This is a genomic window from Brochothrix campestris (genome assembly GCF_046058945.1).
In the GTDB taxonomy this organism is placed as follows: Bacteria; Bacillota; Bacilli; order Lactobacillales; family Listeriaceae; genus Brochothrix; species Brochothrix campestris.
In genome coordinates this window covers 643,703-667,133 of sequence record NZ_CP175511.1, presented here as the reverse complement: position 1 = coordinate 667,133, position 23,431 = coordinate 643,703, and the positions used below count along the sequence as shown (strand labels likewise).

The 23,431-nt window shown below is 40.6% G+C and carries 21 protein-coding genes and 1 pseudogene; 6 read left to right on the top strand and 16 right to left on the bottom strand.

All coding sequences use genetic code 11. From position 1 onward, the window contains the following. Positions 1 to 58: 58 nt before the first annotated feature. Positions 59 to 1,108, bottom strand: a complete 1,050-nt coding sequence (locus tag ACJYYY_RS03430; protein WP_035314745.1) for a M42 family metallopeptidase — start codon at positions 1,106 to 1,108, stop codon at positions 59 to 61. A 268-nt stretch (positions 1,109 to 1,376) separates the two neighbouring features. Here ACJYYY_RS03430 and ACJYYY_RS03425 point away from each other — a divergent pair, with 268 nt between their 5' ends. Genes ACJYYY_RS03425 through ACJYYY_RS03415 form a run of 3 tightly spaced genes read left to right on the top strand, consistent with a single transcriptional unit; the run spans position 1,377 to position 4,043 of the window. After that, on the top strand, positions 1,377 to 2,843 hold the full coding sequence (locus ACJYYY_RS03425; protein ID WP_035314746.1) for an MDR family MFS transporter: 1,467 nt from the start codon (positions 1,377 to 1,379) through the stop codon (positions 2,841 to 2,843). Positions 2,844 to 2,859: 16 nt separating this feature from the next. Then, positions 2,860 to 3,585, top strand: a complete 726-nt coding sequence (locus tag ACJYYY_RS03420) for an esterase family protein (protein ID WP_035314748.1) — start codon at positions 2,860 to 2,862, stop codon at positions 3,583 to 3,585. A 5-nt stretch (positions 3,586 to 3,590) separates the two neighbouring features. Beyond that, positions 3,591 to 4,043, top strand: a complete 453-nt coding sequence (locus ACJYYY_RS03415; RefSeq protein ID WP_035314750.1) for a GNAT family N-acetyltransferase — start codon at positions 3,591 to 3,593, stop codon at positions 4,041 to 4,043. A gap of 57 nt (positions 4,044 to 4,100) precedes the next feature. Here ACJYYY_RS03415 and ACJYYY_RS03410 read toward each other — a convergent pair whose 3' ends face one another. The 7 genes from ACJYYY_RS03410 to ACJYYY_RS03380 form a co-directional block, all read right to left on the bottom strand. Next, positions 4,101 to 4,619 (bottom strand): hypothetical protein, encoded by a 519-nt coding sequence (locus ACJYYY_RS03410; protein ID WP_035314751.1) that lies wholly within the window; start codon positions 4,617 to 4,619, stop codon positions 4,101 to 4,103. Positions 4,620 to 4,636: 17 nt separating this feature from the next. After that, positions 4,637 to 5,317, bottom strand: a complete 681-nt coding sequence (gene rpiA, locus ACJYYY_RS03405; RefSeq protein WP_035314752.1) for a ribose-5-phosphate isomerase RpiA — start codon at positions 5,315 to 5,317, stop codon at positions 4,637 to 4,639. 20 nt (positions 5,318 to 5,337) lie between these two features. After that, on the bottom strand, positions 5,338 to 5,847 hold the full coding sequence (locus ACJYYY_RS03400; protein ID WP_035314753.1) for a shikimate kinase: 510 nt from the start codon (positions 5,845 to 5,847) through the stop codon (positions 5,338 to 5,340). A 118-nt stretch (positions 5,848 to 5,965) separates the two neighbouring features. After that, positions 5,966 to 6,754 carry an SDR family oxidoreductase gene (locus ACJYYY_RS03395; protein WP_035314755.1) on the bottom strand — a complete coding sequence of 263 codons (789 nt, stop codon included), beginning with the start codon at positions 6,752 to 6,754 and terminating at the stop codon, positions 5,966 to 5,968. 60 nt (positions 6,755 to 6,814) lie between these two features. Continuing rightward, positions 6,815 to 7,717, bottom strand: coding sequence for an RluA family pseudouridine synthase (locus ACJYYY_RS03390; RefSeq protein ID WP_408869110.1), 903 nt, complete (start codon positions 7,715 to 7,717; stop codon positions 6,815 to 6,817). A gap of 16 nt (positions 7,718 to 7,733) precedes the next feature. Next, on the bottom strand, positions 7,734 to 8,522 hold the full coding sequence (locus ACJYYY_RS03385) for an NAD kinase (RefSeq protein WP_035314756.1): 789 nt from the start codon (positions 8,520 to 8,522) through the stop codon (positions 7,734 to 7,736). A 5-nt stretch (positions 8,523 to 8,527) separates the two neighbouring features. After that, positions 8,528 to 9,181 (bottom strand): GTP pyrophosphokinase family protein, encoded by a 654-nt coding sequence (locus tag ACJYYY_RS03380; RefSeq protein ID WP_408869109.1) that lies wholly within the window; start codon positions 9,179 to 9,181, stop codon positions 8,528 to 8,530. A 98-nt stretch (positions 9,182 to 9,279) separates the two neighbouring features. Here ACJYYY_RS03380 and ACJYYY_RS03375 point away from each other — a divergent pair, with 98 nt between their 5' ends. Together ACJYYY_RS03375 and ACJYYY_RS03370 are read left to right on the top strand one after the other, a co-directional pair. Beyond that, positions 9,280 to 9,861 (top strand): CYTH domain-containing protein, encoded by a 582-nt coding sequence (locus ACJYYY_RS03375; protein WP_408869108.1) that lies wholly within the window; start codon positions 9,280 to 9,282, stop codon positions 9,859 to 9,861. Positions 9,862 to 9,992: 131 nt separating this feature from the next. Next, positions 9,993 to 10,757 carry a DsbA family protein gene (locus ACJYYY_RS03370; protein WP_035314757.1) on the top strand — a complete coding sequence of 255 codons (765 nt, stop codon included), beginning with the start codon at positions 9,993 to 9,995 and terminating at the stop codon, positions 10,755 to 10,757. Positions 10,758 to 10,803: 46 nt separating this feature from the next. Here ACJYYY_RS03370 and ACJYYY_RS03365 read toward each other — a convergent pair whose 3' ends face one another. Then, positions 10,804 to 11,721: a hypothetical protein gene (locus ACJYYY_RS03365; RefSeq protein WP_035314758.1), complete on the bottom strand. Its 918-nt coding sequence runs from the start codon at positions 11,719 to 11,721 to the stop codon at positions 10,804 to 10,806. A 209-nt stretch (positions 11,722 to 11,930) separates the two neighbouring features. Between ACJYYY_RS03365 and ACJYYY_RS03360 the strand changes: the two genes are divergently transcribed. Further along, positions 11,931 to 13,682 (top strand): acyltransferase family protein, encoded by a 1,752-nt coding sequence (locus ACJYYY_RS03360; RefSeq protein ID WP_408869107.1) that lies wholly within the window; start codon positions 11,931 to 11,933, stop codon positions 13,680 to 13,682. A gap of 285 nt (positions 13,683 to 13,967) precedes the next feature. On the opposite strand, the gene ACJYYY_RS03355 is transcribed toward ACJYYY_RS03360, so the two are convergent. From ACJYYY_RS03355 to mecA, 7 genes and pseudogenes are all read right to left on the bottom strand, one after another. Then, on the bottom strand, positions 13,968 to 15,965 hold the full coding sequence (locus tag ACJYYY_RS03355) for a penicillin-binding transpeptidase domain-containing protein (RefSeq protein ID WP_408869106.1): 1,998 nt from the start codon (positions 15,963 to 15,965) through the stop codon (positions 13,968 to 13,970). A gap of 331 nt (positions 15,966 to 16,296) precedes the next feature. Continuing rightward, a complete protein-coding gene (locus ACJYYY_RS03350; protein WP_408869105.1) occupies positions 16,297 to 17,025 on the bottom strand; it encodes an amino acid ABC transporter ATP-binding protein in 729 nt (242 codons plus the stop codon). Beyond that, the gene (locus ACJYYY_RS03345; protein WP_408605184.1) at positions 17,006 to 18,430 is read right to left on the bottom strand and encodes an amino acid ABC transporter substrate-binding protein/permease; all 1,425 of its coding nucleotides are present in this window, start codon (positions 18,428 to 18,430) and stop codon (positions 17,006 to 17,008) included. Before ACJYYY_RS03345 ends, ACJYYY_RS03350 begins: the two co-directional genes overlap by 20 nt. 453 nt (positions 18,431 to 18,883) lie before the next feature. After that, positions 18,884 to 19,108: pseudogene (locus ACJYYY_RS03340) on the bottom strand (transporter substrate-binding domain-containing protein); the annotation flags it as partial. Between the two features lie 341 nt (positions 19,109 to 19,449). Beyond that, positions 19,450 to 21,264 carry an oligoendopeptidase F gene (gene pepF / locus ACJYYY_RS03335; protein ID WP_408605185.1) on the bottom strand — a complete coding sequence of 605 codons (1,815 nt, stop codon included), beginning with the start codon at positions 21,262 to 21,264 and terminating at the stop codon, positions 19,450 to 19,452. A gap of 86 nt (positions 21,265 to 21,350) precedes the next feature. Further along, positions 21,351 to 22,457 carry a competence protein CoiA gene (locus ACJYYY_RS03330; protein ID WP_035314761.1) on the bottom strand — a complete coding sequence of 369 codons (1,107 nt, stop codon included), beginning with the start codon at positions 22,455 to 22,457 and terminating at the stop codon, positions 21,351 to 21,353. 104 nt (positions 22,458 to 22,561) lie between these two features. After that, positions 22,562 to 23,239 (bottom strand): adaptor protein MecA, encoded by a 678-nt coding sequence (gene mecA / locus ACJYYY_RS03325; protein WP_035314856.1) that lies wholly within the window; start codon positions 23,237 to 23,239, stop codon positions 22,562 to 22,564. Positions 23,240 to 23,431 lie beyond the last annotated feature (192 nt).

The window sequence follows — 23,431 nt, the reverse complement described above, 5'->3', positions numbered from 1 at the left end:
CATAAAATTAGTATAGCATATTTCAGACGATAACTTTAGCGTTCGTGTGAAAAAACAGCTATTTGTTGTCGGCTAATGGTGAGAATATATAGGCCCATACGAGTTGCTCTGTCGCTGTAATCGCTTCTTTATGCGTCCGTTCGTAAGCATGAGAGGCTTCGATTCCCGCACCAATTAAGCCATGTTTCACATCAGCACCAGCCTTCATTGCTGCACTAGCATCGGAGCCATAAAACGGATAAATATCAACGCAGTAAGCCAGCTGTTGCGCCTGTGCCAATCCCACTAAATGTTGCCGTAGACCATAATGATAAGGACCACTGCTGTCCTTCGCACAAATTGACACATGGTACTCATCACTCGTTTGCCCATCACCGATTGCCCCCATATCAACAGCGATATACTCTACCACCTCTTCAGGGATGCTCGAATTACCACCATAGCCGATTTCTTCATTATTGGAAATTAAGAAATGAGTTGTGTAGGGTAAGGTCTGCTGTTCTGCTACGAGACGCCCAAGCGTTTCAATCAAAACAGCAACACTCACCTTATCGTCTAGATGACGTGACTTAATAAAATCACCACTACGTGTACTACGGGCATCAAAACTAATAAAATCACCGACTTCAATGCCCAATTCACGTGTTTGAGCAGCCGTTGCCACCTTTTCATCAATTCGAACTTCCATATTAGCTGCATTTCGCTCAGCCGAGCCCGCATCAGCATATACGTGCACCGTTGTTTGATGCATTAAAATCGTGCCAGTATACGTTTTGCCACTGGCGGTCGTGATTGTACAGTACTCTCCTTCAATCGCATTAAAACGAAACCCACCCACAAGCGATAAAGCTAGACGACCGTTGGACTTCACTTCTTTTACCATCGCACCTAATGTATCGACATGTGCCGTTAATAAGCGTTGCTCTGTGTTGTTTTTACCAGGAATAGTCACGATGCGATTGCCTTTATTAGTCGGCGCTACTGTTAATCCCATCGCTGTCAAGCGGTCGGTAATGTACGACATGATTGACTCCGTATAGCCGGTTGGACTTGCAATTTGTGTCAATTCGAATAAGGTTGCAATTGTTTTTTCAGTTGTTATTGTCATTTGTGTCAGCCTTCTTTCCTTCATTCAGTGAGTTATCTAGAACTCTAATTCACCTTAATTATACACAATTGGAGGCCTAACGAATACCGTCAGCTTTTGATGAGCGTTATTCGCCTATTACCGTTAAAAATGTTAAAATAATAGCAGCTCTTAAACAACACGTATCATTTCCATTTAGGCGCTAAATGGAAGCCTGACTTTGCTTGTTATGATTAGCAAATAACACATTAGGTTCGCCGCAAACGAGCTTAGTAAAGGAGAATGTTCTTTGAAAAAAACACATGTAAAATGGGTCACTGTCGCCATCTTTGTTTCAACCTTTATGACCGCGATTGAAGGCACCATTGTTTCTACAGCCGTGCCACGGATTGTTAGTGAACTCAACGGTATTTCAATTATGAACTGGGTCTTTTCAATCTACTTATTAACATCAGCTGTCTGTGTGCCGATTTTTGGTAAATTAGCTGATATTTATGGCCGAAAACCGATATTCATTATCGGAACGATTGTCTTCATGATTGGTTCGGCCCTTTGTGGCTTTGCGCAAGACATGACCCAACTAATTATTTATCGTGCCATCCAAGGGATTGGAGCTGGCTCGATTATGCCGTTAAGCTTTATTATTATCGCTGATATTTATTCAGTTGATAAGCGAGCAAAAATTATGGGCCTTAATGGAGCCGCCTGGGGTATCGCTGGTATCTTTGGTCCGCTCCTCGGCGGATTCATCGTCGATTACTTAACCTGGCACTGGATTTTCTTCATCAACGTGCCGATTGGGATTATCCTCATCATCTTAATGAAGATGTACTTCCATGAAGAAGTCAGCAAAACTGAGCAGACGATTGATTACATCGGCACCTTCCTCTTAACAATCGGCTTAGTCGCCTTGTTACTCGGATTTCAATTAGCTGGTGACACCTTAAGTTGGCTTGCACCGAGTGTACTAATTGCGTTTGCAATAGCGCTTGTTTTTCTTGGACTCTTCGTTTGGCAAGAAAATCGTACGAAATACCCCATCTTACCGTTACCGATGTTTAAAAACAGTTCGTTTACCTTCGCCAACTGTGTCGCTATTTTAGCAAGTGCCTTTTTAATTGGTGTTAACGTGTATATGCCGATGTGGGTACAAGGTATTCTCGGATTAAGCGCAACGATTGCCGGATTCACGCTCGCACCGATGTCAATCACGTGGATCCTCGGTTCATTTATCGGTGGTAAAATGATTGAAAACAGCACGATTCGTCGTGTCATTGGTTTAGGGACGTTTGTGATTGCCCTCGCCGGTCTTTGGCTGATGGTGTTGACACAGACCGCTTCGATTTGGCTGTTCCTCGGTGCTTCTGCGGTGATGGGACTCGGCTTCGGAATTACGATTACGATGACGACCATTACAGCACAAAATGTCGTCGCACCTACCGACATGGGATCAGCTACATCTGTTAACACCCTCTTCCGTACCCTCGGACAAGTGATGGGGATGGCTGTCTTTGGTACCATTTTCAACTCGGTGACAACACGTCATTTAGCTGATGCAACCACAGCCGGTGTAACACACGCTAATTTAACGCAATTGCTCAATCCCAATCATGCACCAATTGCCGCAGAAGCAGTTGCACAACTTAAACATATTTTATTCAGTGGCTTGCATACGGTCTTTATCGCGATGTTTATCATTACACTTATTACTTTTATTTTCCATCTACCAATTACAACCATGAAATTTAAAAAATAAGCACGGAGGTGAGCCCATGACGGCCCGTTTGGATGAACAGCACCAACTTTATAGTCAGTTTTTAAAGACCGACTTAACCTTTATCATTCACTACCCACCACATTACGATCCGACACATAAGTACCCGTACCTAATTGTGCAAGATGGGCAAGATTTCATCACATATGGCGACTTGTTTACTAAAAGTGATGCGGCGATGTTAGCTGGTACGCTTCATAGCTACATTACAATTGCAATTCCGTATGAGTCCGTCGCGCTACGAGCTGAACGTTGTCATCCTAATGGGGCATCATTCAGTAACTATCAACGCTGTATTGCCGAAGAATTAACACCTTATTTAGATGCGAAGCTGCCTTCACTGCAACTGGCACAGGGACGTTACCTCGCTGGGGTCTCACTCGGCGCCACATTTTCGTTAGCCCTTTGCTTGCGTTACCGCTTCACTTTTGGTAAAGTATGTTTATTCTCGCCTTTTTTAGATGAGACACTGCTCGAAAAATGTCGCACAACGACACCCGTTTCATTAGTCATCTCACACACTTACGGAACAGATGAGCAACACGTCGACACTACTTTTGGCGAGCCGGATTGTGATTTCACAACCCCGAATCAACAACTAGCAACCATTTGGTCCGAACAGACAGATTATACTGGTTGGACCTTTAACGGCGCCCATCTGTGGCGACATTGGTCTGATCAATTAGCGCAAAGCTTACAAGTTTTTAATGAAAAGGAGTTTTAAGAACCATGACTGTAGTTAAAATTAACCCTGAAAATACCGAGGAATTAGCAATTGTGAAAGCGATTCGTGAGAAGGTCTTTGTTGAAGAACAAAACTTTTCTCCCGATGAAGATAACGATGGTAAAGAATCTGAATGCGAACACTTCCTTGCCTACGATGATGAAACAGGTCATCCAGTCGCAACTGGTCGTTTATACATTCACGATAACCGCGGTAAATTACAACGTATTTGTGTTTTAAAAGAAGGACGTGGCAAAGGCTTTGGTCGCAAGATAATTTTAGCGATTGAACAGTCAGCCCGTGAAGAGCAGCTTGACTCTTTATACTTGTCTGCTCAAGAGCATGCTGTTCCTTTTTATGAAAAGCTTGGATTCGTTGCGACAACTGGTGAACGATACATCGATATGGGCGGTATTTGGCACATCGATATGGACTATAAAATCGCTGTACATGCCTAACAAAAAAGAGTACGACCCTCACTTCTTCCTTGAAGAAATGAGGGTCGTACTCTTTTTTTAGCTATTGACAAAGGTTACCGTTTTTTGCAAAGCAACCAATTCATCATCGAGGCAGCTGAGCGTTAGCACCTCGGCCTTGTGATAGTCAACAACCGCTCCTTTTTTGCCATAGACATCAATCTTTTGCAACTGTAATGTGGTTTTATCCTCGCCAATTAAATAGCCATTGTTCTGTTCAAAAATCGTCTGAATACGACAAAGAATAACTTTAGCCTGCAGCTGTTTACAGAGCGAATCAACAATGTTAAAGCTATTCAACTGCAATGGTAACAGCTGCGTCACTTGCTCCGAACGGCGATTTTCAATTTCAAGTAAATAAGGTTCTGCCACTTCAAGTTGTTTAATGGCTGCTGTTTCCATCACAATCAGCCCTTCTGTCCGTCCACTTGGTGCCACTAACTCGATCCCAATCCGCCGTGGATTAACCGCTACTACGACACCAATCATAAACGCGTCGTGATGATAGAGACCAATCACCCGTTGTTCATTGGCACAGGTACTCAGTTTTGCATACATGATTAGACCTTCTTTCTTTAAAAAGTTGCGACACTGACCGCCCCAGTAGCAGTTGCGATAATCGTTACTTCTGTCATTTGATTAAAGAGGCCGTGTTCAACCACACCAGTCATGTGCTTCAACTCAGTCGCTAAGGCGAGTGGCTCAGTAATCGGCTCGAACTGTAAATCAAGGATGTAATTGCCACTGTCAGTTAGGTAAGGTGTCTCGTCAGCAGAGCGACGCAACACTGGGTTATATCCTCGTTTTGCAAGCGCTCGTTCCAATTGTTGATAGCCAAACTGAACCACCTCAACCGGCAGACCGAAGGCACCTAACTGTGTGACCGTCTTTGATTCGTCGGCAATCCAAATACGTTGCTGTGCTGCTTCAGCCACAAGTTTTTCGAACAGCAGTGCACCACCGCCACCTTTAATCCCATAAACAGAGCCATCCGCCACAAAAATCTCATCAGCGCCATCAATACAAACATCAATCGTTGTTGCCTCATTAAGATCCATTAAAGGAATGTTCAGTTCTTTTGCTAAGGCTGCTGTTTGCATTGAGGTGACGACTCCAGTTACTTGTAATCCCTCTGCGACTTTCTTTGCCAAAGCCTGTAAAAAATAAAACACTGTTGACCCCGTACCTAAGCCAACTATCATGCCATCTTTAATATAGTCAACTGCCCGTTCTCCTGCTGCTTGTTTACCGTTCATTCAAAAGCCCCACCTTCAAGTTAGTTTGCTAATATTTGTTTGATAATCTCATTGACCGTTAAGTGATTGGTTACAATTGTTTCATTTGCTAAACGATAAATTTTATCGCGTTCAGTGAATAACTGTTGGATTTGAGCTGGTGTATTGGTCTTTAACAGCGGACGTGACCGTTTTAATTTGCGCGATCGTTTTTGCCACAGCTCCCAATCCATCTTCAAATAGACGGTCGTTGCTTCCTGTAAACAAGCCGTGCGAATGTTAGCATTCATAAATGCACCACCGCCAAGCGCTAAAATATGCGTCTTATTATCGCGTAATTGCGCGATAACGAGTTCTTCTTCTAACGCTCTAAAAGCCGCTTCACCTTTAGTTGCAAAAATGTCTTGCACTGACATCTTTGTCTGCTGTTCAATCAAATCATCACTATCGGCAAACGGAAGCAGCGTCCGTTTGCCTAATTCTCGACCAATGGTTGTTTTACCAACACCCATAAAACCAACTAACACGATTGTTTTTTGTTTGGTTTGCATTCGACTGCCTCCTCGTCTGTTCTTTTTGACGGTCATCCATAAAAAAAAGCAACATAAGAAGGCGCACCTCTTTATCTTGCTTGTTTCTGAAGAAGTGTGAACCGCTTAGTCATTCAGTTTAGTAACCAATGATGTGGTAACCACTATCAACATGAATGTTTTCACCTGTAATCCCACTTGCCATATCACTTAATAAGAATAATGCCGTTGTGCCGACTTCTTCTGAAGTCGTAACGCGACGCAATGGTGCGCGTTCTTCAACCATTTTTTGAGACTCACTAAAGTTCCCCACACCACGAGCAGACAACGTCCGGATTGGTCCGGCTGAAATCGCATTGACCCGAATGCCAGTTGGACCATACTCATTCGCTAAATAACGAACAGATGATTCTAAGGCCGCTTTCGCCACACCCATCAAGTTATAATTTTGAATAACGCGTTCGCCACCTAAGTACGTTAACGTAATCAGACTCGCATTATCAGCTAATAACTCCGCTTGGTGTGCTGCTCGAATAATAGCTGTAAACGAATAGGCACTAATATCAAGTGCTTGAGCAAAGCTAGCACGATCGACCGCTGAATACGCATCACCTAAAAAGTCTTTGTTAGCGAAGGCAACCGAATGTACAATCCCACTTAACTGACCCGCTTTGACTTTCAAATCAGCCACTGCTGTAGCGATATCCTCGTCACTTGTAACATCACATTTCACCATATCTGGTTCTTTATTCAAATCTGATAATTCAAGCGCTAACTTTAATAACCCTTTGGCTGAACGTTCTTTTGAGTATGAAAAAATCAATTTGGCGCCGGCTTTATCAAGTTCTTTAGCAATGCCCCAGCCAATACTGCGTTTATTTGCAACACCCATAATTAAAACGGTTTTATTTTCAAAGTTCAAATACATAATTGCCTCCTATATAACGATATTTTCCTTTTCTATTTTACATGACTTTACGATAAATAACTATCGAATTGATGTAATTAGCTCTGATTGTGCCAAGACGGCTGCCATGTCGGCAGGCAATTCACAAACAAAGCTCATTTCCTCACCGGTAAACGGGTGAATTAATCGTAGCTTTTCACTATGCAACGCCTGTCGTTTCAAACGTGTCACACTGCCCTTGTACATATCGTCACCCATTAAAGTATGACCCAAATGTTGAAAATGAACACGGATTTGATGCGTCCGTCCCGTCCGTAATTCGACGTTAACATCCGTCCAATCATGGTAATGGTTTCGCACCTGATAATGTGTTTCAGCATATTTACCATCCGCTCGCACTTCACGAATCATAATGCTACCATCTTTACGGCCGATTGGCGCAATGATTGCACCTGATTCAGCGATAGTCCCTTCGGCAAAGGCACGATAAGTCCGTTTGACGAGTCCTTGTTGGTGCAACTCACTTAAACGCGCATGCGCAAAGCGATTTTTAGCAATCAACATGATTCCCGATGTATCTTTATCAAGGCGTGAGACAATATGAATTGCTTGTTTCTCGCCGTTTTGATAGTAATGGCCCTTAATAAAATTCGCCATCGTTTGCGTTGGATGATACTGGGCCGTAATCGATGCTATTCCCGCTGGTTTATCCACGACTAAAATAAACTCATCTTCAAATAGTACTTTAAGCGGTCCAATTTCAGGGATGATCGAGTCATTTTCTTGTTCAATCGGTGTATCAACCGTAATCACATCACCAGTTGATACTTGATAGCGAACATTTTCAACCTTTTCGTTGACGCGTATTTGACCACCGCTAAATTTAATTGCCGATAACAAACGTTTAGAAATATGATGATGACTTAAAAAAGTCCGTAATAACAAGCCATTATCGGCAGGCGTAACTGTCCATGTAAGTTTCATTCAATCGTTCCTTCTCTTAGTTAATAAATGAATTATGCACACGATTCCAAAAAGTCGATGCTTTTAATCGGGCAAATTGCACTTTTTTCGCAGATAATTCATAATCCAAACGGGTAACATTTTCATGCAGTTCCGTTTGGTGGTCAATCGTTAAAATGCACTTCGTACCACCTGTCGGAATCAGTTTAATTTTTTGTTCCTTTGGTAAAATCAACGATGAACCAATGGTTCGAAACACACGATTGTTAATCGATGCCATCTCTGTCAATTGCATCACTTCAATGGTCGGATGAATAATCGCTCCACCAAGCGAACGGTTATACGCGGTTGATCCAGTCGGTGTCGAAACACAGAGACCATCGCCGCGAAAATACTCAAACAGTTCATTTTCTAAATAAACATCGACCGCTAAAGTCCCTGAAGCCATCCGAAAAGTTGATTCATTGAGCACTAAATACTTACTTGGCTCTGCATCTTCCTTACTGAGGCGCACCTCGATTAACGGATAACTTTCAATGCTGTATTTTCCGTGTGCAATCCCTTCTGCAAGGGAATTGACTTCGTGAGGCAACCAATCCGCATAGAAGCCCAAATGGCCTGTGTGGATACCGACAAAGGCAGTATTAGCCAGACGATTTTCATAGTGATGAAAGGCATCGAGTAACGTCCCGTCTCCACCAATTGTAACGACAATATCAGGTGCATTCTCATCCTCACTTAAACCTAAAGACGTAAACCGTTCAATTAGATGGACACGTATTTCTTGCGACATTAAATCATGCCTTGTTCGAATCGCGTATTTCACTCATTTCACCTCTTATTTACATGTTTTCGATCTTTAATATGTTGGCGCTGTTGTTTTTTAATGTACAGCTGTGCCTCATGAATTTCATCACGGATATGCGACATCTCCTCATCAAGCTGAAATGCAGCTTCTGAAGCGCGTTGCAATCGTTCTTTAATTTCAATCGGAAATTCATCGCTGTATTTATAACTCAACGAATGTTCGATTGTCGCCCAAAAATTCATCGCTAATGTTCTAATTTGGATTTCAGCGATGACTTTTTTTTCACCGTTGATTGTTTGCACGGGATACTCTAACACGACATGATACGAGCGATAGCCGCTTGGCTTTTTATTTGAAATGTAATCGCGTTCTTCAATAATTCGAAAATCATTGCGTTTCCGTAAATGATCGACAACTATGCCAATGTCCTCAACGAACTGACACATAACGCGACAGCCTGCAATATCGGTAACTTCTTCGGCAAAACGCGTATCTTCGATGTGTTTTTTTGAAGCTTTATCAATAATACTTTCAATTGGTTTTACACGTCCGGTAACAAATTCAATCGGAGAGTGTTTGCCCTCTAATTTATATTGTGTGCGAATACCTTTTAATTTCATTTTCAACTCAGCCACAGTCTGTTGATATGGCGCTAAAAATCCATCCCAATCTTCCATTGAATTCACCTCTGTTTAATGTTACGCTACTTTTACAGTTTACCATATTTCTTAGCTTTAGTACGCTTATTCCCTCAACTTGAAAGGTGGATTTTATCATGCAAGAACGCGAAATCGAATTCAAAAACCTACTGACAAAAACAGAATACACTGCCTTATTGGCTCATTTTAAAACAGCAGCGGCGACGACGATTACACAAACAAACAGTTATTTTGACACACCAGATTACCAACTAAAAGAGCAGCACTGCGGCTTGCGTATCCGAACCTTTGCAACGAAACAAAACGAACTGACCTTAAAATCACCCCTACCTGTTGGCTTGCTTGAAACAACCGCTTTCTTAAGTGATGAGCAAACGAACGACATCCTCGCCGGCAGCCCATTACCTCAAGGTGAAGTATATGATGCCCTCATCGCCCGTGGTATTGACCCTCAAGCGATTGTCTGTTTCGGCAGTTTAACGACCGAGCGGATTGAATGCAGCTATCAATCAGGATTACTCGTGTTAGATCACAGCCGCTATTTAGGCCAAGAAGATTATGAAATCGAATTCGAAGTACCGGATGAACAAATCGGGCAACTCGAATTCAATGCCTTATTAGAGGCCTTTTCAATTAAACAACAGCCAACTTCTAACAAAGTCGCTCGTTTTTATCAGGCGCTTAAAGAGGTGAATTAGCAACAAAGGTACCGCTTTCACTCACAGTCCATTCTCATTTGTTTTTAATTTCCAAAGCAAATTAATTGTCCAATTGTCATTTGATTGCTAAAATGAAGTTACATTAAATATTAGGACAAGGTGATTACACTATGTTGAACTCGTTGAATCAGCGCTCATTCCATCCACAGACACGAACTGAAAAACCATTAGAACTTTATCTCTTTTTCAATCCTTTAAATGAAAGTTCTTGGGAATTAGAACGCATTATTCGCAAAGTAAAAACTAAATACGCCCCTTATTTTAAACTAAGATACGTCCTTCATCTCGAAGCGTGTATCAGTTGTGACAAACAAGAAGGTTATCGAACAATTTTTTATGCGATTAAAGCAGCTGAGCTACAAGGTCATCGTCTTGGAACTGAATTTATCCAACGATTGTTCGACCATCTCTACCTTGCTAAAGAGACAATCACTAATCAGCAGACACTGCTTGAAATCGCTTCACAGTCGGGCTTGGATATGAATGAATTCCAACTTGATCTTGCTTCTACTATTACAGAAAAAGCCTATTTATGTGATCGTTCAATTGCAGCTGAAATGGATGTGACTCAATCTCCATCCTTAGTTTTCTTTAACCGATACCATGAAGAAGAAGGCCTTAAAATTGAAGGCTTACACTCGCTTGATATTTATCAACATATCTTCCGTGAATTACTACAGAACGAGCCCATTACAGACATCAATCTTTCAATTGAACAGTGCATCCGTTTACTTCGTTTTTCCAATTGTGACGAAATTGCTCGTCTGCTCAATATTTCTGAAAAGCAAGTTACGTGTGAACTTAAAAAACTCTGCCTTCAAAACAAAGTGAGAAAAACGATTACTCAACAAGGTATCCTCTGGAAAATCAACTAAACAAACGCCCTCACAGTAGCTTAGATACTTACTGCCGGGGCGTTTTTTATTCGTTTATTTGTCGACACATGCTTTCGAGTACGCCTTCTTTTAAACCACATTCACTAAACACTAGTTGTGGACTATCAATATATCTTAGCAATACTTTCAACGGCGCTAATCCCGCGACAATCGTCTCTGACCGTTTCTTCCCTAGTGCAGGGATTGCTTGTCGTTGTAAAAGCGTGCTTGACTGGATAGTTGCGATAATCGCTAACACTTCCGCCGTATCCATCACCTGAGCGTGGACAGTTTCTTCAGTACCATTTGCAACGCGAGCAACACTCCGATTCGACCCACCGACAGCAACACAAGGAACACCTTTGGCTTCCTGTAAAAAAATGAGCTGCTCAAACGCTGTTTCAAGCTGAGTTTCCATTTGAATGAGACGTTCACTTGACCATTCGTAGGTGGCTGTACCGAATCTATTTGTTAACGTAACTGCCCCCATCGGAAGGCTGACTAAGGCGCTTATTTCACCCCTCTTCATATAAATAAGCTCACAGCTACCGCCACCTGTATCAATAATCACGGCCTCTTGTAGATTAGGTAGGCCCTTCTTAACACCGAGAAAGTCATAGGTAGCTTCTTCTTCCCCCGTAATAAGAGCCATCTTAATCCCTGTCTCACTAGCTATTCGCTCAAATAAAACGGCACGATTGACGGCACGTCTCGCTGCTGCGGTTGCAATTGCCTGATATCGCTGAACACCTAAACGTTTCATAATCTTAGAAAATCCTGCCAGTACAACCACTGCCTCAGCTATTTTTTCGGTTGCAATCACACCACCAGAACTCATTCCCTCGCTTAACCGTGTGAATGCTGTATGTTTTGCAATGACCCTTGTCTCCTCGTTTGTAAGCGTTTCGTAAATTGTTAAGCGAATGGCATTTGATCCCATATCAATGATTGCAATTACTGTCATAACCAGTCTCCTTAGTCAGAAAATTTAAACAACTAATTCTAATATAGCAAAAAACAATCTTTTTCTCAAATGCGTGTGAATTCATCAATCCTACTATTTATTTTGACTAGTTATATATTGCTATCCGCGAACTTTTGTAATACAATTGTAATGTTAATGTAACCAAAAAGAAATAAAAACAGCTATTATACATCGAAAAGAGGACTCAAATGAATAATAAAAAAAACTTTTACTTGCCTGGACTCGACGGCTTACGCGCGGTAGCCATCCTCGTTGTTTTTGCTTATCATCTTCATGCCCCGTGGGCGCAAGGTGGTTTTATTGGCGTTGATATTTTCTTTATCTTATCGGGCTATTTAATTACCTCTGCGATTTTACGTGAATGGCAGCAAACACAATCGTTTGACTTTAAAAAATTTCTTTACCGCCGCTTCAAGCGCCTTATTCCAGCTGTTTATTTTCTAATTATCGTTGTTGTCGTCTATGTTTTACTGTTTAAACCTGTCATTTTGCATACCTTACGTGGCGATGCCCTTGCAAGCCTATTTTATTCAAGTAACTGGTGGTTTATTTTTCATGACGTTAGTTATTTTGATTCTTTCGGTGCGGGATCGCCCTTAAAAAACCTTTGGTCGCTCGCGATTGAGGAACAATTTTACTTTGTCTGGCCCATTATTTTACTCATATTACTCAAATATTGTCAAAACAAGAAACAATTGCTTGGGGTGGTCGTTGTAATGATTATCCTATCGATTAGTTTGATGGCTTGGCTCTTCGTTCCTGGCAGTGATCCCAGTAGGGTTTATTACGGTACAGACACCCGTTGTTTTGCACTTCTATTTGGTGCCCTTTTAGCGATTGCAATACCAACTAATCGGCTTTTAAAGCCATTACCTGCAACTGCTGTAAAAACGCTTAATTATATTGGCTTAGGCGCTTTCACCCTTTTATTAATAGGAGTACTAACCCTTTCTGAACTAAGTTCTTTTCTTTACTATGGTGGTTTTGTCCTCGTTGCATTTTTAGCAATGATTGCGGTTTTCGTCTCTGCGCACCCATTAACGATTTGGTCGAAAATATTGGCAACTCCTCCCTTACACTATTTTGGCACGCGTTCATATAGTCTTTATTTATGGCACTATCCCGTTATCATTTTAACGACACCTATTACTGCAGCTGGAGTCTTTTCTCCCACTCGATCACTGCTTCAATTCAGCATCACACTCGTGTTAGCAGAATTATCTTTTCGCTACGTTGAAGCACCCATTCGACAACATGGCTTTAAACATGTGTTTCGTCACTTTCTACCACAACAATTCAAACAAACACAGCCGCTTCTCAAAAGTTGTTTCATTGCACTGATTGTTCTTTTTGGTATCGCACTTGGAAATGTAATGACTATTTTTGAAGAACCCACTCCAAAACCAATAACAACAGTTAAAATTACACAGAAAGCTTCAAAAAAAACACCACCGACACAGACTAATAAGCGCTCTTATCAACAGTACTTATTTATTGGTGATTCTCTCGCCATCGATATTAGTGATAAACTATCTAAGACCTTAACACCGATTACAATTGATGGTGCAATCGGACGACAAATGGTAGAGGCAACGATAATTGCACAACATTATCGCAGCTTCGACACTAGTAAAACAGCTATTTTTTTAGCACTCGGTACAAATGGAACGTTCTCACAGAGCGCTTTGGATAACGTTATTAAACAGTTCGTTAACGCACATGTCTATTTGGTAAACACACGCGTGCCACGAAAATGGGAATCAGCTGTCAATCATTTATTAGCGAAAACAGCCTCTAAAAACAAACAAGTATCCTTAATCAATTGGTATGATACCGCTATTTCACATCCTGAATACTTCGCACCAGACGGTGTCCATTTAGAAAAAAGTGGCATCGAGGCCTATGTGAACTTAATAGAAGACAGCCTTTCTTCAACTTAAATCAGCAACACTTAGGTCGATGCTTCAGATTGTAGACACGATCGAATTAAACTGCTTTTTCTTTCAAATCTTAATACAGTGACTTTGCCTACGAAATGAACACTATCCTTTAGTTACATCAGCTAAGTGCTTTTTTCATTTTCGTTATAGGCACGATGAGCGAGTAACGGTGCATGTACTGATAGTATGTAATCGCGATTGAGCAAGTCGTAACGACCTAGAATAGCCTTTATTTTCAGTCACAAGCAGAAGACGACACCATAAACGGTGTCGTCTTCTGCTTGCTTATTTTTGATAATAGTTCTCTAAAATTGGTTTGGTTAGCTCTACTATTTTTTTGTTTTTAAGGTTTTTATTCGATTTTTCAACCATTGTGACTGAGACATAGGATGCCGTTGTTGTATCAAACGCGAGTACAAAACTATTTTCATCACCTTTTGTATCTTGCTTATCTTTGATTTCTGCGGTTCCTGTTTTAGCCGCAATTTCTTGTCCTGTTGTTTGAAGCCCGTGCGCGGTTCCAGCTGTGCGGTTGACTGTTTCATATAAGGCTTTTGTGACTGTATTAGCAGCAGATTTTGTAAACACCGCCTTATCCTTTCGCTTATCTTTCACTTCTAAATGAGGATAAACAATCGCACCATCATTGGCGAATGCCGAATACATTGTCACTTGATCGATTGGTGTCATTAAGAGCTCTCCTTGCCCGTATGCAGTATCCGCTAGTAAGATATCAGTATCGATACCTTTATTAGATAGTTGCGCCTTATCCATCTCTAGTGGCAATTTAAGCGACTCGTCAAACGGAAGTTTTTCTAAGCCTGCCTCAAATCGTTTTTGACCGATTGTCAGTGCTTCTTGAGCAAAGTAAATATTATCTGAATACACAAGTGCAGCGGTCATATTGACCTGCGGCACGTCTGAGACACGGGTGACAAAATAATCACCCCATGACTTATCTTGTTGCCATTTCAAGCCACTAATTGCTTGTGCTTGCGTTGGATCAATCACCTTCGCATCAAGCCCAATCGCAGCCGTAATTGTTTTAAAGGTTGATCCGGGGGCAAAACGAGCCGTATAGCGCGCTAAAAACGGAAGATTTTTGTTCGCCGCTAGTTTTTGATACGCCGCCGTACTGATACCAGCTGTCATTTCATTAGGGTCATACGACGGTGAACTGACTAGCGCCGTTAAACCACCCGTTTTAGGATCCAACGCCGTATAAGAGCCAACTGTCTCTTTTAATTGGGCATACGCTTGTTTTTGTAGCTCGCCATCAATCGTGAGTTGAATGTTTTCACCTGCAACAGCTTTTTGCGACTGTATTTCATCAGCTTTGCCTGTCACATCATTAGTGACTGTAATCGTCCCACCGTTTTTGCCTTTTAGACGTGTGTTGTAAGTTGCTTCTAACCCAGCCTTACCAATTAAGTCACCGGCTTTGTAGCTCGGTTCCTTATCGATATCTGCAGCTGAAACCTCACCAACATAACCAATCAAGTGGGCTGCAGCTGCTCCATACGGATAAAAGCGTGCTGTTACTTCATTCATAGTGACACCATTAATATCATCGGGTACTTTGAAACTGAGCGGCACAATTTTCAAAGGAATGAAGCTTTCATCGTTCACCCATTCTTGAGCTAATTCTTGCTCTAACGTTTTTTTCTCTAACTTAAATAAGGCCGCAATTGCGGTTAAATTTGCTTCTTTCCCCTTACCTTCAGTTAGTTGTTTCGGATAAAGGCCTGCTTGTTTTTGACGCTTATTATAGGCTAAGTTATTGCCTGCAACATCTGTGATTGCACCTCGTACAGCTTCATCTTCGCTAACCGCAATCTTATCACCTGGCGACATAAAGGGAATAATCAAACTTGGTTCCCAAACAACTTTTGCTTCACCGTCTGTCTTTACTACAGTCCCTTTATATTTCATCTTATTCGTCCAGCCTAAAAATGTTTTAAAACGAGCTGTATAACTAAATTCATACGTATCTGTCGCTTTATTTTGGATCATTTTAATAGCACTCACCTGTGTTTTCGTTGTTTCAATACTCGAAAACACATTTTTATAACGCGCGACAACCGCTTTGCTATTTTTTTCATCATTCGTTTTTTTGACGCTAATTAACGGTGCCAATTTATCGTAATCTTGACTTTCAATCGCTTCGATAAAGGCCGTCGCGACTTTTTCTTCCTTACTCGTACGATTGCTTAACATCACAACTAATACTACGATAGCCACCACAACGATGGCTCCTACTATGATTAGTTTTTTACTTTTCATGTCTTCACGTCCTCTCTCATCGGTATCATTATAACTTAAAGTAGACATATAAAAAAATAAAAAGAGACAGTTGATTAATATCAACTGTCTCTGTTTGTAGACAAAGTCTAAACAGACTTCCTTTTCTTTGTAATACTATTACAGTGACTTTGTTTACAAAATGACTTGACTGAAAAGAAACGGTGTTATATCCTCTCGTTCTAGTAGGCACGACGAGCGAGTGACTGTGCGCGTACTGATGGTACGTAATCCCGAGCGAGCAAGTCGTAACGACCTAGTACAGCGTTTATCTTCAGTCTCAGAGACAAAGTCCTTAGAATCCCTAATTAATTTATAACACTTTATTTAAAAAGTCGCTGGTCCGTGGATTTTGAGGTTTTGTAAAGACCTCATCCGGATGACCTTCTTCAACAATATAACCACCGTCCATGAAAATAACACGGTCGCCAACTTCTTTCGCAAAGCCCATCTCATGTGTGACAACGACCATTGTCATACCTTCTTTGGCTAAATCTTTCATCACTTGTAACACTTCACCAACCATCTCAGGGTCAAGCGCTGAGGTCGGTTCATCGAAAAGCATAATGTCAGGGTTCATTGCTAATGCACGAGCAATCGCGACACGTTGTTTCTGACCACCAGATAAGGTTTGAGGGTAAACATTCGCCTTATCCGCTAAACCAACCCGATCTAATAATTTCAAACCATTCGCTTTGGCTTCGGCTTTCGACATTTTTTTCAGCTCAGTTGGAGCTAACGTTATGTTTTCGAGCACTGATAAGTTAGGGAATAAATTAAAATGTTGGAATACCATACCGATATGTTCTCGCACCTTATTGAGGTTGATTTTTTTATCGGTTAAATCCTTGCCATCAACGATAACATTACCTGCTGTGATTTCTTCAAGTTTATTTAAGCAGCGTAAAAAGGTACTTTTCCCTGAACCAGAGGGCCCGATAACACAGACCACTTCGCCTTGTTCAATTGCAACGTCAATGCCTTTTAACACTTCAAGTTGACCGTATGATTTTTTTAATTGTTTAACGTTTAACTTTGCCATTTGCCATTCTCCTTTCGAGGAAATCAGATACTTTCGTTAAGCACATGATGACGATAAAGTACATAATCCCGACAATTAACCAGATTTTTAATGATTCTAAATCACGAGCGATAATGATTTTACCACTTTGAGTCAATTCATAAATACCGATAATTGAGAGTATTGATGTATCTTTTAAGGTCATAACAAACTGGTTCACGAACGATGGAATCATCACACGAATTGCTTGTGGGATGATGACACGGCGCATCGCTGTTTTATAAGGTAAACCTAAACTGCGGGCTGCTTCCATTTGACCACTATCAACTGATTGAATCCCTCCACGGACAATTTCAGCCATGTAAGCTCCAGCGTTAAGGCTTAAGGTAATAATACCTGCAGCGAAGGCTGAGAGACGGAAGTCAAAGGCAGTTGGTACACCAAAGTAAATAAAGAATGCTTGAACAATCAATGGTGTCCCACGGAAGATATCAATGTAAATAATACTAATCCAACGCACAAACGGATTGGCCGATACACGCATGAAACCAAAGAGAATACCGACGACTGAAGCAATCGCTAAAGAAATCGCTGTCAGTAAGATGGTCATCCCTAAACCTTTCATTAAATCCGGATAGTTCGCTTTAATCAGTCCAAAGAACGTCTTATCTTTAGCCACTGTTTCGGCTTTATCCGTTTTCAAGTAAGTGTCTTGTATTTTTTGATACTCGCCACTCGTTTTAATGTTCGCTAAGCCTGTATTAAAGGCAGTTAATAAATCAGCGTTTTTATTTTTACCGACTGCAAAGCCGTATGAATTACCTTTTTCTTTATCTGTCACTAATTTCAGACCGTTGCCGTTTTTAACACCGTAAGCAAGTACCGGATAATCATCGAACACGGCAACTGAGTTGCCGGTCTTCACATCATTGTACATGCTGTCTGAGTCATCAAAGGCAACCGGTGTGAAATCATATTTTTGCTTAATTGAGTTGGCGAAGGTTGCACCTTCTGTGCCGGTTTTAACCGCTACTCGTTTGCCTTTTAAGTCGTCATATGAAGTCACCTGATCATCATCTTCTGCTACCGCCATGACAACACCCGAATCAAAATACGGATCAGAGAAAGCAAATTTGGCTTTACGTTCTGGCGTAATGCTCATTCCTGCAATCACAGCATCCACTTGATTGGATTCTAATGCTTGTACAGCCGAATTAAAGCCGACTGATTTAATTTCGTACATAAAGTTTTGGTCTTTAGCAATTGCTTTAACAAGATCCATATCAATCCCAACGAATTCACCTTTTTTGTTGACAAATTCGAACGGTGCAAACGTCGTATCTGTTGCTATTGTATAAGTTTTATCACGATCAAGCGTCACTTGTTTCGATGCTGATGACTGTGTCTCACCTAAGTATGTACTAATAATCTCATCGTATTTACCCGACGCTTTTAAGTTAGCTAAGCCTTTGTTGAATTTTTTCAGCAATTCTTCGTTACCTGTTTGATTCAAGGCAAAACCGTATGAATTCCCCTTTTCTTTTGGAGTAACAATTTTCAAGCCATTGCCTTCGTTAACGCCGTATGCTAATACGGGATAATCGTCAAAGACTGCCACTGAATTACCGGCTTTAACATCATCATACATGTTAGCAGAGTCATCAAAGGTTACTGTTTTAAAACCGTATTTAGCTTTAATTGATTCAGCAAAAGTTGCCCCTTCTGTTCCGGTTTTAATGGCAACGCGTTTCCCTTTTAAATCTTGATAACTTTTGACTGTATTATCTTTATCGGCAACTGCCATAACAATTCCTGAGTCAAAGTAAGGATCAGAGAAACTGAATTTTGCTTGACGTTCAGGTGTGATACTCATACCTGCAATAACGCCATCCACTTGTTTTGATTCTAGCGCTTGCACAGCTGCATTAAATCCGAGTGGTTTTATTTCAACTTTGAAATCTTGGTCTTTTGCTATCGCCTGTAACAGGTCCATATCAATACCAACATATTCACCTTTATCCTTGTATTCGAACGGAGCAAATGTCACATCAGTTGCGATTGTGTATGTTTTTTGTGCTGAGTCTTTCTCATTTGAACAACCCATCGCAATTACTGTCACGATTAGTAGTAATAATGATAGCATTGTTAACTTTGTTAGTTTTTTCATCATATCCTCCCTTTCAAAAATAATAACCTATACTTGATAGTAACATAAGTTTAATTTATTGAAAACGAGTTATAATGCGTCACAAAAGGCCGTTTCTAATGAATAATCCAATCTATTATCGTTCTTTCCTTATATAACAAGCTTTTTAAAAAGTGATTATTCTGACATTTTTAAAAAAATGTTAGATAATCTCACAAGAAAAAAAGCATCCCTTAGAAAAAGGGATGCCACAGTATTTGTCAGTATTAGCCGCTTGGCTGTTGGCACTGATTTCACTTTTATTTCTTCGCCATAATTTCTTCAAACTCACTTAAGCGCGTCTCAAATACCTTTAAGGCATCTTCAATCGGTTTAGCTGTCGTCATATCAACACCAGCTGCTTTCAATACATCAATCGGATAATCAGAGTTACCTGCCTTTAAGAAAGTCAAATAGCGGGCCACGGCTGGTTCGCCTTCGGTTAAAATATGTTGCGCTAAGGCCGACGCTGCTGAAAAACCAGTGGCATATTGGTACACATAATAATTGTAATAGAAATGAGGAATTCGTGCCCACTCATAACCAATCTCTTCATCGTGTACCAGTGTATCACCGTAATACTTTTTATTAATACCATAGTATAATTCCGTTAAAAACTCAGCCGTTAACGCCTTGCCAGCTTGATCAGCAAGATGTATCTCATGCTCAAATTCAGCGAACTGCGTTTGACGGAAAACAGTCCCTTTAAAGCCATCTAAGAAATGATTAATGATATACGCTTGGATTTTTTCATCTTCATATGTTTTCAGTAAATAATCCGTCAATAAATTTTCATTAGTCGTTGATGCTATTTCTGCTAAGAAGATAGTATAGTCTCCGTAGACAGCTGGTTGATTGTTACGTGTTAAATAACTGTGGACACTGTGACCAAATTCATGCACTAGCGTATACAAATTATCTAACGTATCATGCCAGTTTAAGAGGATAAAAGGATTCGTTCCGTATGAGCCACCCGAGTAGGCACCACTGCGCTTGCCTTTGTTTTCAACGACGTCAACCCAGCGTTTATCAAAACCTTCTTTTAAAATACTGACATATTCTTCGCCGAGAGGTGCGAGCGCCGCAATTGTCACAGCTTTTGCTTCCTCATAAGTGAACGATAATTCGTCAACATCTGCAACTAACGGTGTATATAAATCATAAACATGGAGTTCATCCACAGCTAGCACCTGTTTGCGTAAACGTACATAACGGTGAAGTAAGTCAACGTTATTGCCTACAGTTTCCAACAATGTTTGATGAACCGTTTGCGGAATGTTATTACTAAACACCGCAGCTTCACGCGCGTCAGTAAATTGTTTAACTTCCGCACGGAAATTATCTTCTTTAATTTGCCCAGTTAATGTCGAGGCAAACGTATTTAACAATGCTTTATATGTTTGATAAACGTTTTGAAACGCGTCACGACGGACGCGACGGTCTTTACTTTCTAACAGTGGCCCATATAAGCCATGGGTGATTTCAACCGTTTCACCATTTTCATCTTCAATCGACGGAAAACGAAGGTCCGCGTTATTTAAAATACCGAATGTATTTTGTGAGGCATTTAAAACTTCACCCGCTTTTGCTAATAACGCTTCTTCTTTATCTGATAGCGTATGCGCACGCTTATTTGTGATTTTTTCTAATTCATGGGCATACACACGTAATTGCGCTGATTCGTATACGTAGGTAGCAATTGTTTCATCCGCAACCGCTAGTAGTTCGGGTTCCATAAATGATAAAGCTGCTGACGCTTTAGATGCCAATGATTCGGCCCGACTATTTAACGCCTGATAGACGGTGTTCCCGGTATCTTGATCATGCTTCATGCTCGCATAGACATAAACTTTTGATAGTCTAACGACTAGTTCATCACTAAACTGTAAGGCTGACAACAGTTGGTCTGCCGATTCAGCAAGGGTTCCTTTGAAACGCACTGCCTCGTCTGTCAATTGTTGTACGGCTTTAAATTCGCTTTCCCAGCTTTCATCTGATGTAAAAATTGTTGTTAAATCCCACGTGTCTTCAACCGGTACTTCTGTACGTAAAACCACTTTTGTTGCCATTTTTATCAGTCCTTTGTCTTAGTATGTGTCTATTATCCAACATCGCTGTCGTTTGTGCAACATTAAAACCTTTTATTAATAGATTATTCTGACTATCTTGTGCTTTCCTTCTGGACGACTCGTGTTAAAAGTGACCACTCTCTCGTCTGTTCGATGCGATTAAAACCAATGGGAGCGACGATTTGATACTGACCACTTTGATACGTTAGTTTGTTGAGTTGCCGCAATACGCGCAAATAAATTATTACTAATTGATAGCTATCGGGTGTCATCGTCACAAAGGATTTCGGTTTAATCACTTCATACCACCATCTGTGCAACTCACTTTCCGAGTAACTTTTCCGCTGATTAAAGCACTGGATTAAGTGATACTGCCAGACAAAGGCAGGTGTTTGAATGAACCACTGCTGTGGTAATTCGACCCCGACAAAATAAGGAAAATACTGCAGATGTTCTTTTCGATGATAGAGATATGAGCGAAACGAGCGATTACTTTTACTATTAAAACGATTGATTTGTATTTGACGCTTTAACTCACTGTATTGTCTCCGCGGATGATGCACTTGTTCTTTTGGTCGAAATAACCAGCGTGATAGTTGACGATAGGTTATCTCCGCCACCTTTACTCTCCGCTGTCTGGCATAAAAAAACTGACCGTGTTGCTGTTGTAAGCTATCGTAACTGATGAATTGCTGTGTCGTTGGTGAATAAGCAATGAGGTAAAACCCCAACTGCTGATGATACGAAATCAGCCCACCAATAAAGCGGCTGATTACAACCGTTTTATTGTTATCCTGTAGTTCTCCAATTAACCAAGTAACTCGTAATCCAATTGAATGGTATGCTAGGGTTCGTTTAATTAGTTCCTCATGGGTTGTATGCGACAATTGATATTCAAGCACATGGTTATTTCCTGGGACATAAAGATCTGCCCGCTTTTTTATCGCTTTAAAATAAAACTCACTGTGAACCTCATCTGTTTGAGAAATCCAAGCATGTAACGTTTTTTTCATCGTTAAATGGTGTTCACTTTCACCACTCTGACAAGACTGACCTTGTCGATGCGCAAAATGCGGCCGATTACTCATGCCACGTTTAATCACACAACGTGCGCCACAGCTCGGGCAATAATAAGTTTCCGACTCTTTTGCTTGATCGATTTGTATCAGTCGTGACGCTTGGTTATGAGCTAGTTGCATAATATCCCTCCAATCCTTATTCAACATAACTCCTCTTTCATCCTAAAAAAATAGCAGTCTTTCTTTGGCAAAGCCAAAGAAAGACTGCTATTTTTTTAGGATGATTATTTACTGAAATTCGCTTTTATTACTGAAAAAGCCTTTTCTGATGCAATTGTTTTACCATATTCTTTCATTACATAAGGTGAACGTTCTGACTCATCACCATACTCTAACAATAAGCTTAAAATATTATCAATTGTATCAATGTCATTTTTATTCGAATTGAATTCTACCTCAGCAAAGTAGCTTCCTTCAAAATAATACAAATTAGCTGTTAACTCCTCCACTTTTGGCTGATGTGCTAACGAAATTAAGTCTTCAAGTTCTTTAATTTTTAACACGAAATTCAAACTATCCAACTCTACTTTTTCATCATTATCATTGTCGGTCTGAGTATCTAAAATAGCTTCGATTTGTTTTTCAACATCGTCTAATGCCTTATCTTCTTCTTCTTTAGCGTTTTGGTTTAGAGGCAATTCAATATTAATGCCTTCTTTGGTTAAATTAGCCTTTGTCACTACAACCTCAAGTCCTTTTTTCAGCGCCTGTACTTGAATCCACAAGGGACCATCTGGATTGAATTGATCTTCATAATCTAATTCTTCCATCATATTCCAAAATAGTTCTTCACTCTTATCACGGTTATACCAAATATCTTCGTGATTAAAGCCGCGTTCTTCTAAATCACCATATGAAATATAAAATTTCACTGTGTTTTCATTAATGCGTTCAATTTCCATCGTTATACTCTCCCTTCTCAACCGAGAAGTATTCTTTACTCTCACTATCGCTTATTTTGATAGCCTCTATCTGTTTATATCTTTCATTTTAACCTATTCTAACATATAAAGAAAAGTATTTGTTTCATAACGTTTAAAAACACCGTGTGTGATTACTTTTCACTGTAATCATACACGGTGTCTGTTCATTCC

Excerpts from the sequence above, each read along its gene's own strand:
- ACJYYY_RS03430 (WP_035314745.1), bottom strand. The coding sequence starts at position 1,108 with ATGACAATAACAACTGAAAAAACAATTGCAACCTTATTCGAATTGACA.
- ACJYYY_RS03420 (WP_035314748.1), top strand. The coding sequence starts at position 2,860 with ATGACGGCCCGTTTGGATGAACAGCACCAACTTTATAGTCAGTTTTTA.
- ACJYYY_RS03415 (WP_035314750.1), top strand. The coding sequence starts at position 3,591 with ATGACTGTAGTTAAAATTAACCCTGAAAATACCGAGGAATTAGCAATT.
- ACJYYY_RS03410 (WP_035314751.1), bottom strand. The coding sequence starts at position 4,619 with ATGTATGCAAAACTGAGTACCTGTGCCAATGAACAACGGGTGATTGGT.
- rpiA (WP_035314752.1), bottom strand. The coding sequence starts at position 5,317 with ATGAACGGTAAACAAGCAGCAGGAGAACGGGCAGTTGACTATATTAAA.
- ACJYYY_RS03400 (WP_035314753.1), bottom strand. The coding sequence starts at position 5,847 with ATGCAAACCAAACAAAAAACAATCGTGTTAGTTGGTTTTATGGGTGTT.
- ACJYYY_RS03395 (WP_035314755.1), bottom strand. The coding sequence starts at position 6,754 with ATGTATTTGAACTTTGAAAATAAAACCGTTTTAATTATGGGTGTTGCA.
- ACJYYY_RS03390 (WP_408869110.1), bottom strand. The coding sequence starts at position 7,717 with ATGAAACTTACATGGACAGTTACGCCTGCCGATAATGGCTTGTTATTA.
- ACJYYY_RS03380 (WP_408869109.1), bottom strand. The coding sequence starts at position 9,181 with ATGGAAGATTGGGATGGATTTTTAGCGCCATATCAACAGACTGTGGCT.
- ACJYYY_RS03375 (WP_408869108.1), top strand. The coding sequence starts at position 9,280 with ATGCAAGAACGCGAAATCGAATTCAAAAACCTACTGACAAAAACAGAA.
- ACJYYY_RS03370 (WP_035314757.1), top strand. The coding sequence starts at position 9,993 with ATGTTGAACTCGTTGAATCAGCGCTCATTCCATCCACAGACACGAACT.
- ACJYYY_RS03365 (WP_035314758.1), bottom strand. The coding sequence starts at position 11,721 with ATGACAGTAATTGCAATCATTGATATGGGATCAAATGCCATTCGCTTA.
- ACJYYY_RS03360 (WP_408869107.1), top strand. The coding sequence starts at position 11,931 with ATGAATAATAAAAAAAACTTTTACTTGCCTGGACTCGACGGCTTACGC.
- ACJYYY_RS03355 (WP_408869106.1), bottom strand. The coding sequence starts at position 15,965 with ATGAAAAGTAAAAAACTAATCATAGTAGGAGCCATCGTTGTGGTGGCT.
- ACJYYY_RS03350 (WP_408869105.1), bottom strand. The coding sequence starts at position 17,025 with ATGGCAAAGTTAAACGTTAAACAATTAAAAAAATCATACGGTCAACTT.
- ACJYYY_RS03330 (WP_035314761.1), bottom strand. The coding sequence starts at position 22,457 with ATGCAACTAGCTCATAACCAAGCGTCACGACTGATACAAATCGATCAA.
- mecA (WP_035314856.1), bottom strand. The coding sequence starts at position 23,239 with ATGGAAATTGAACGCATTAATGAAAACACAGTGAAATTTTATATTTCA.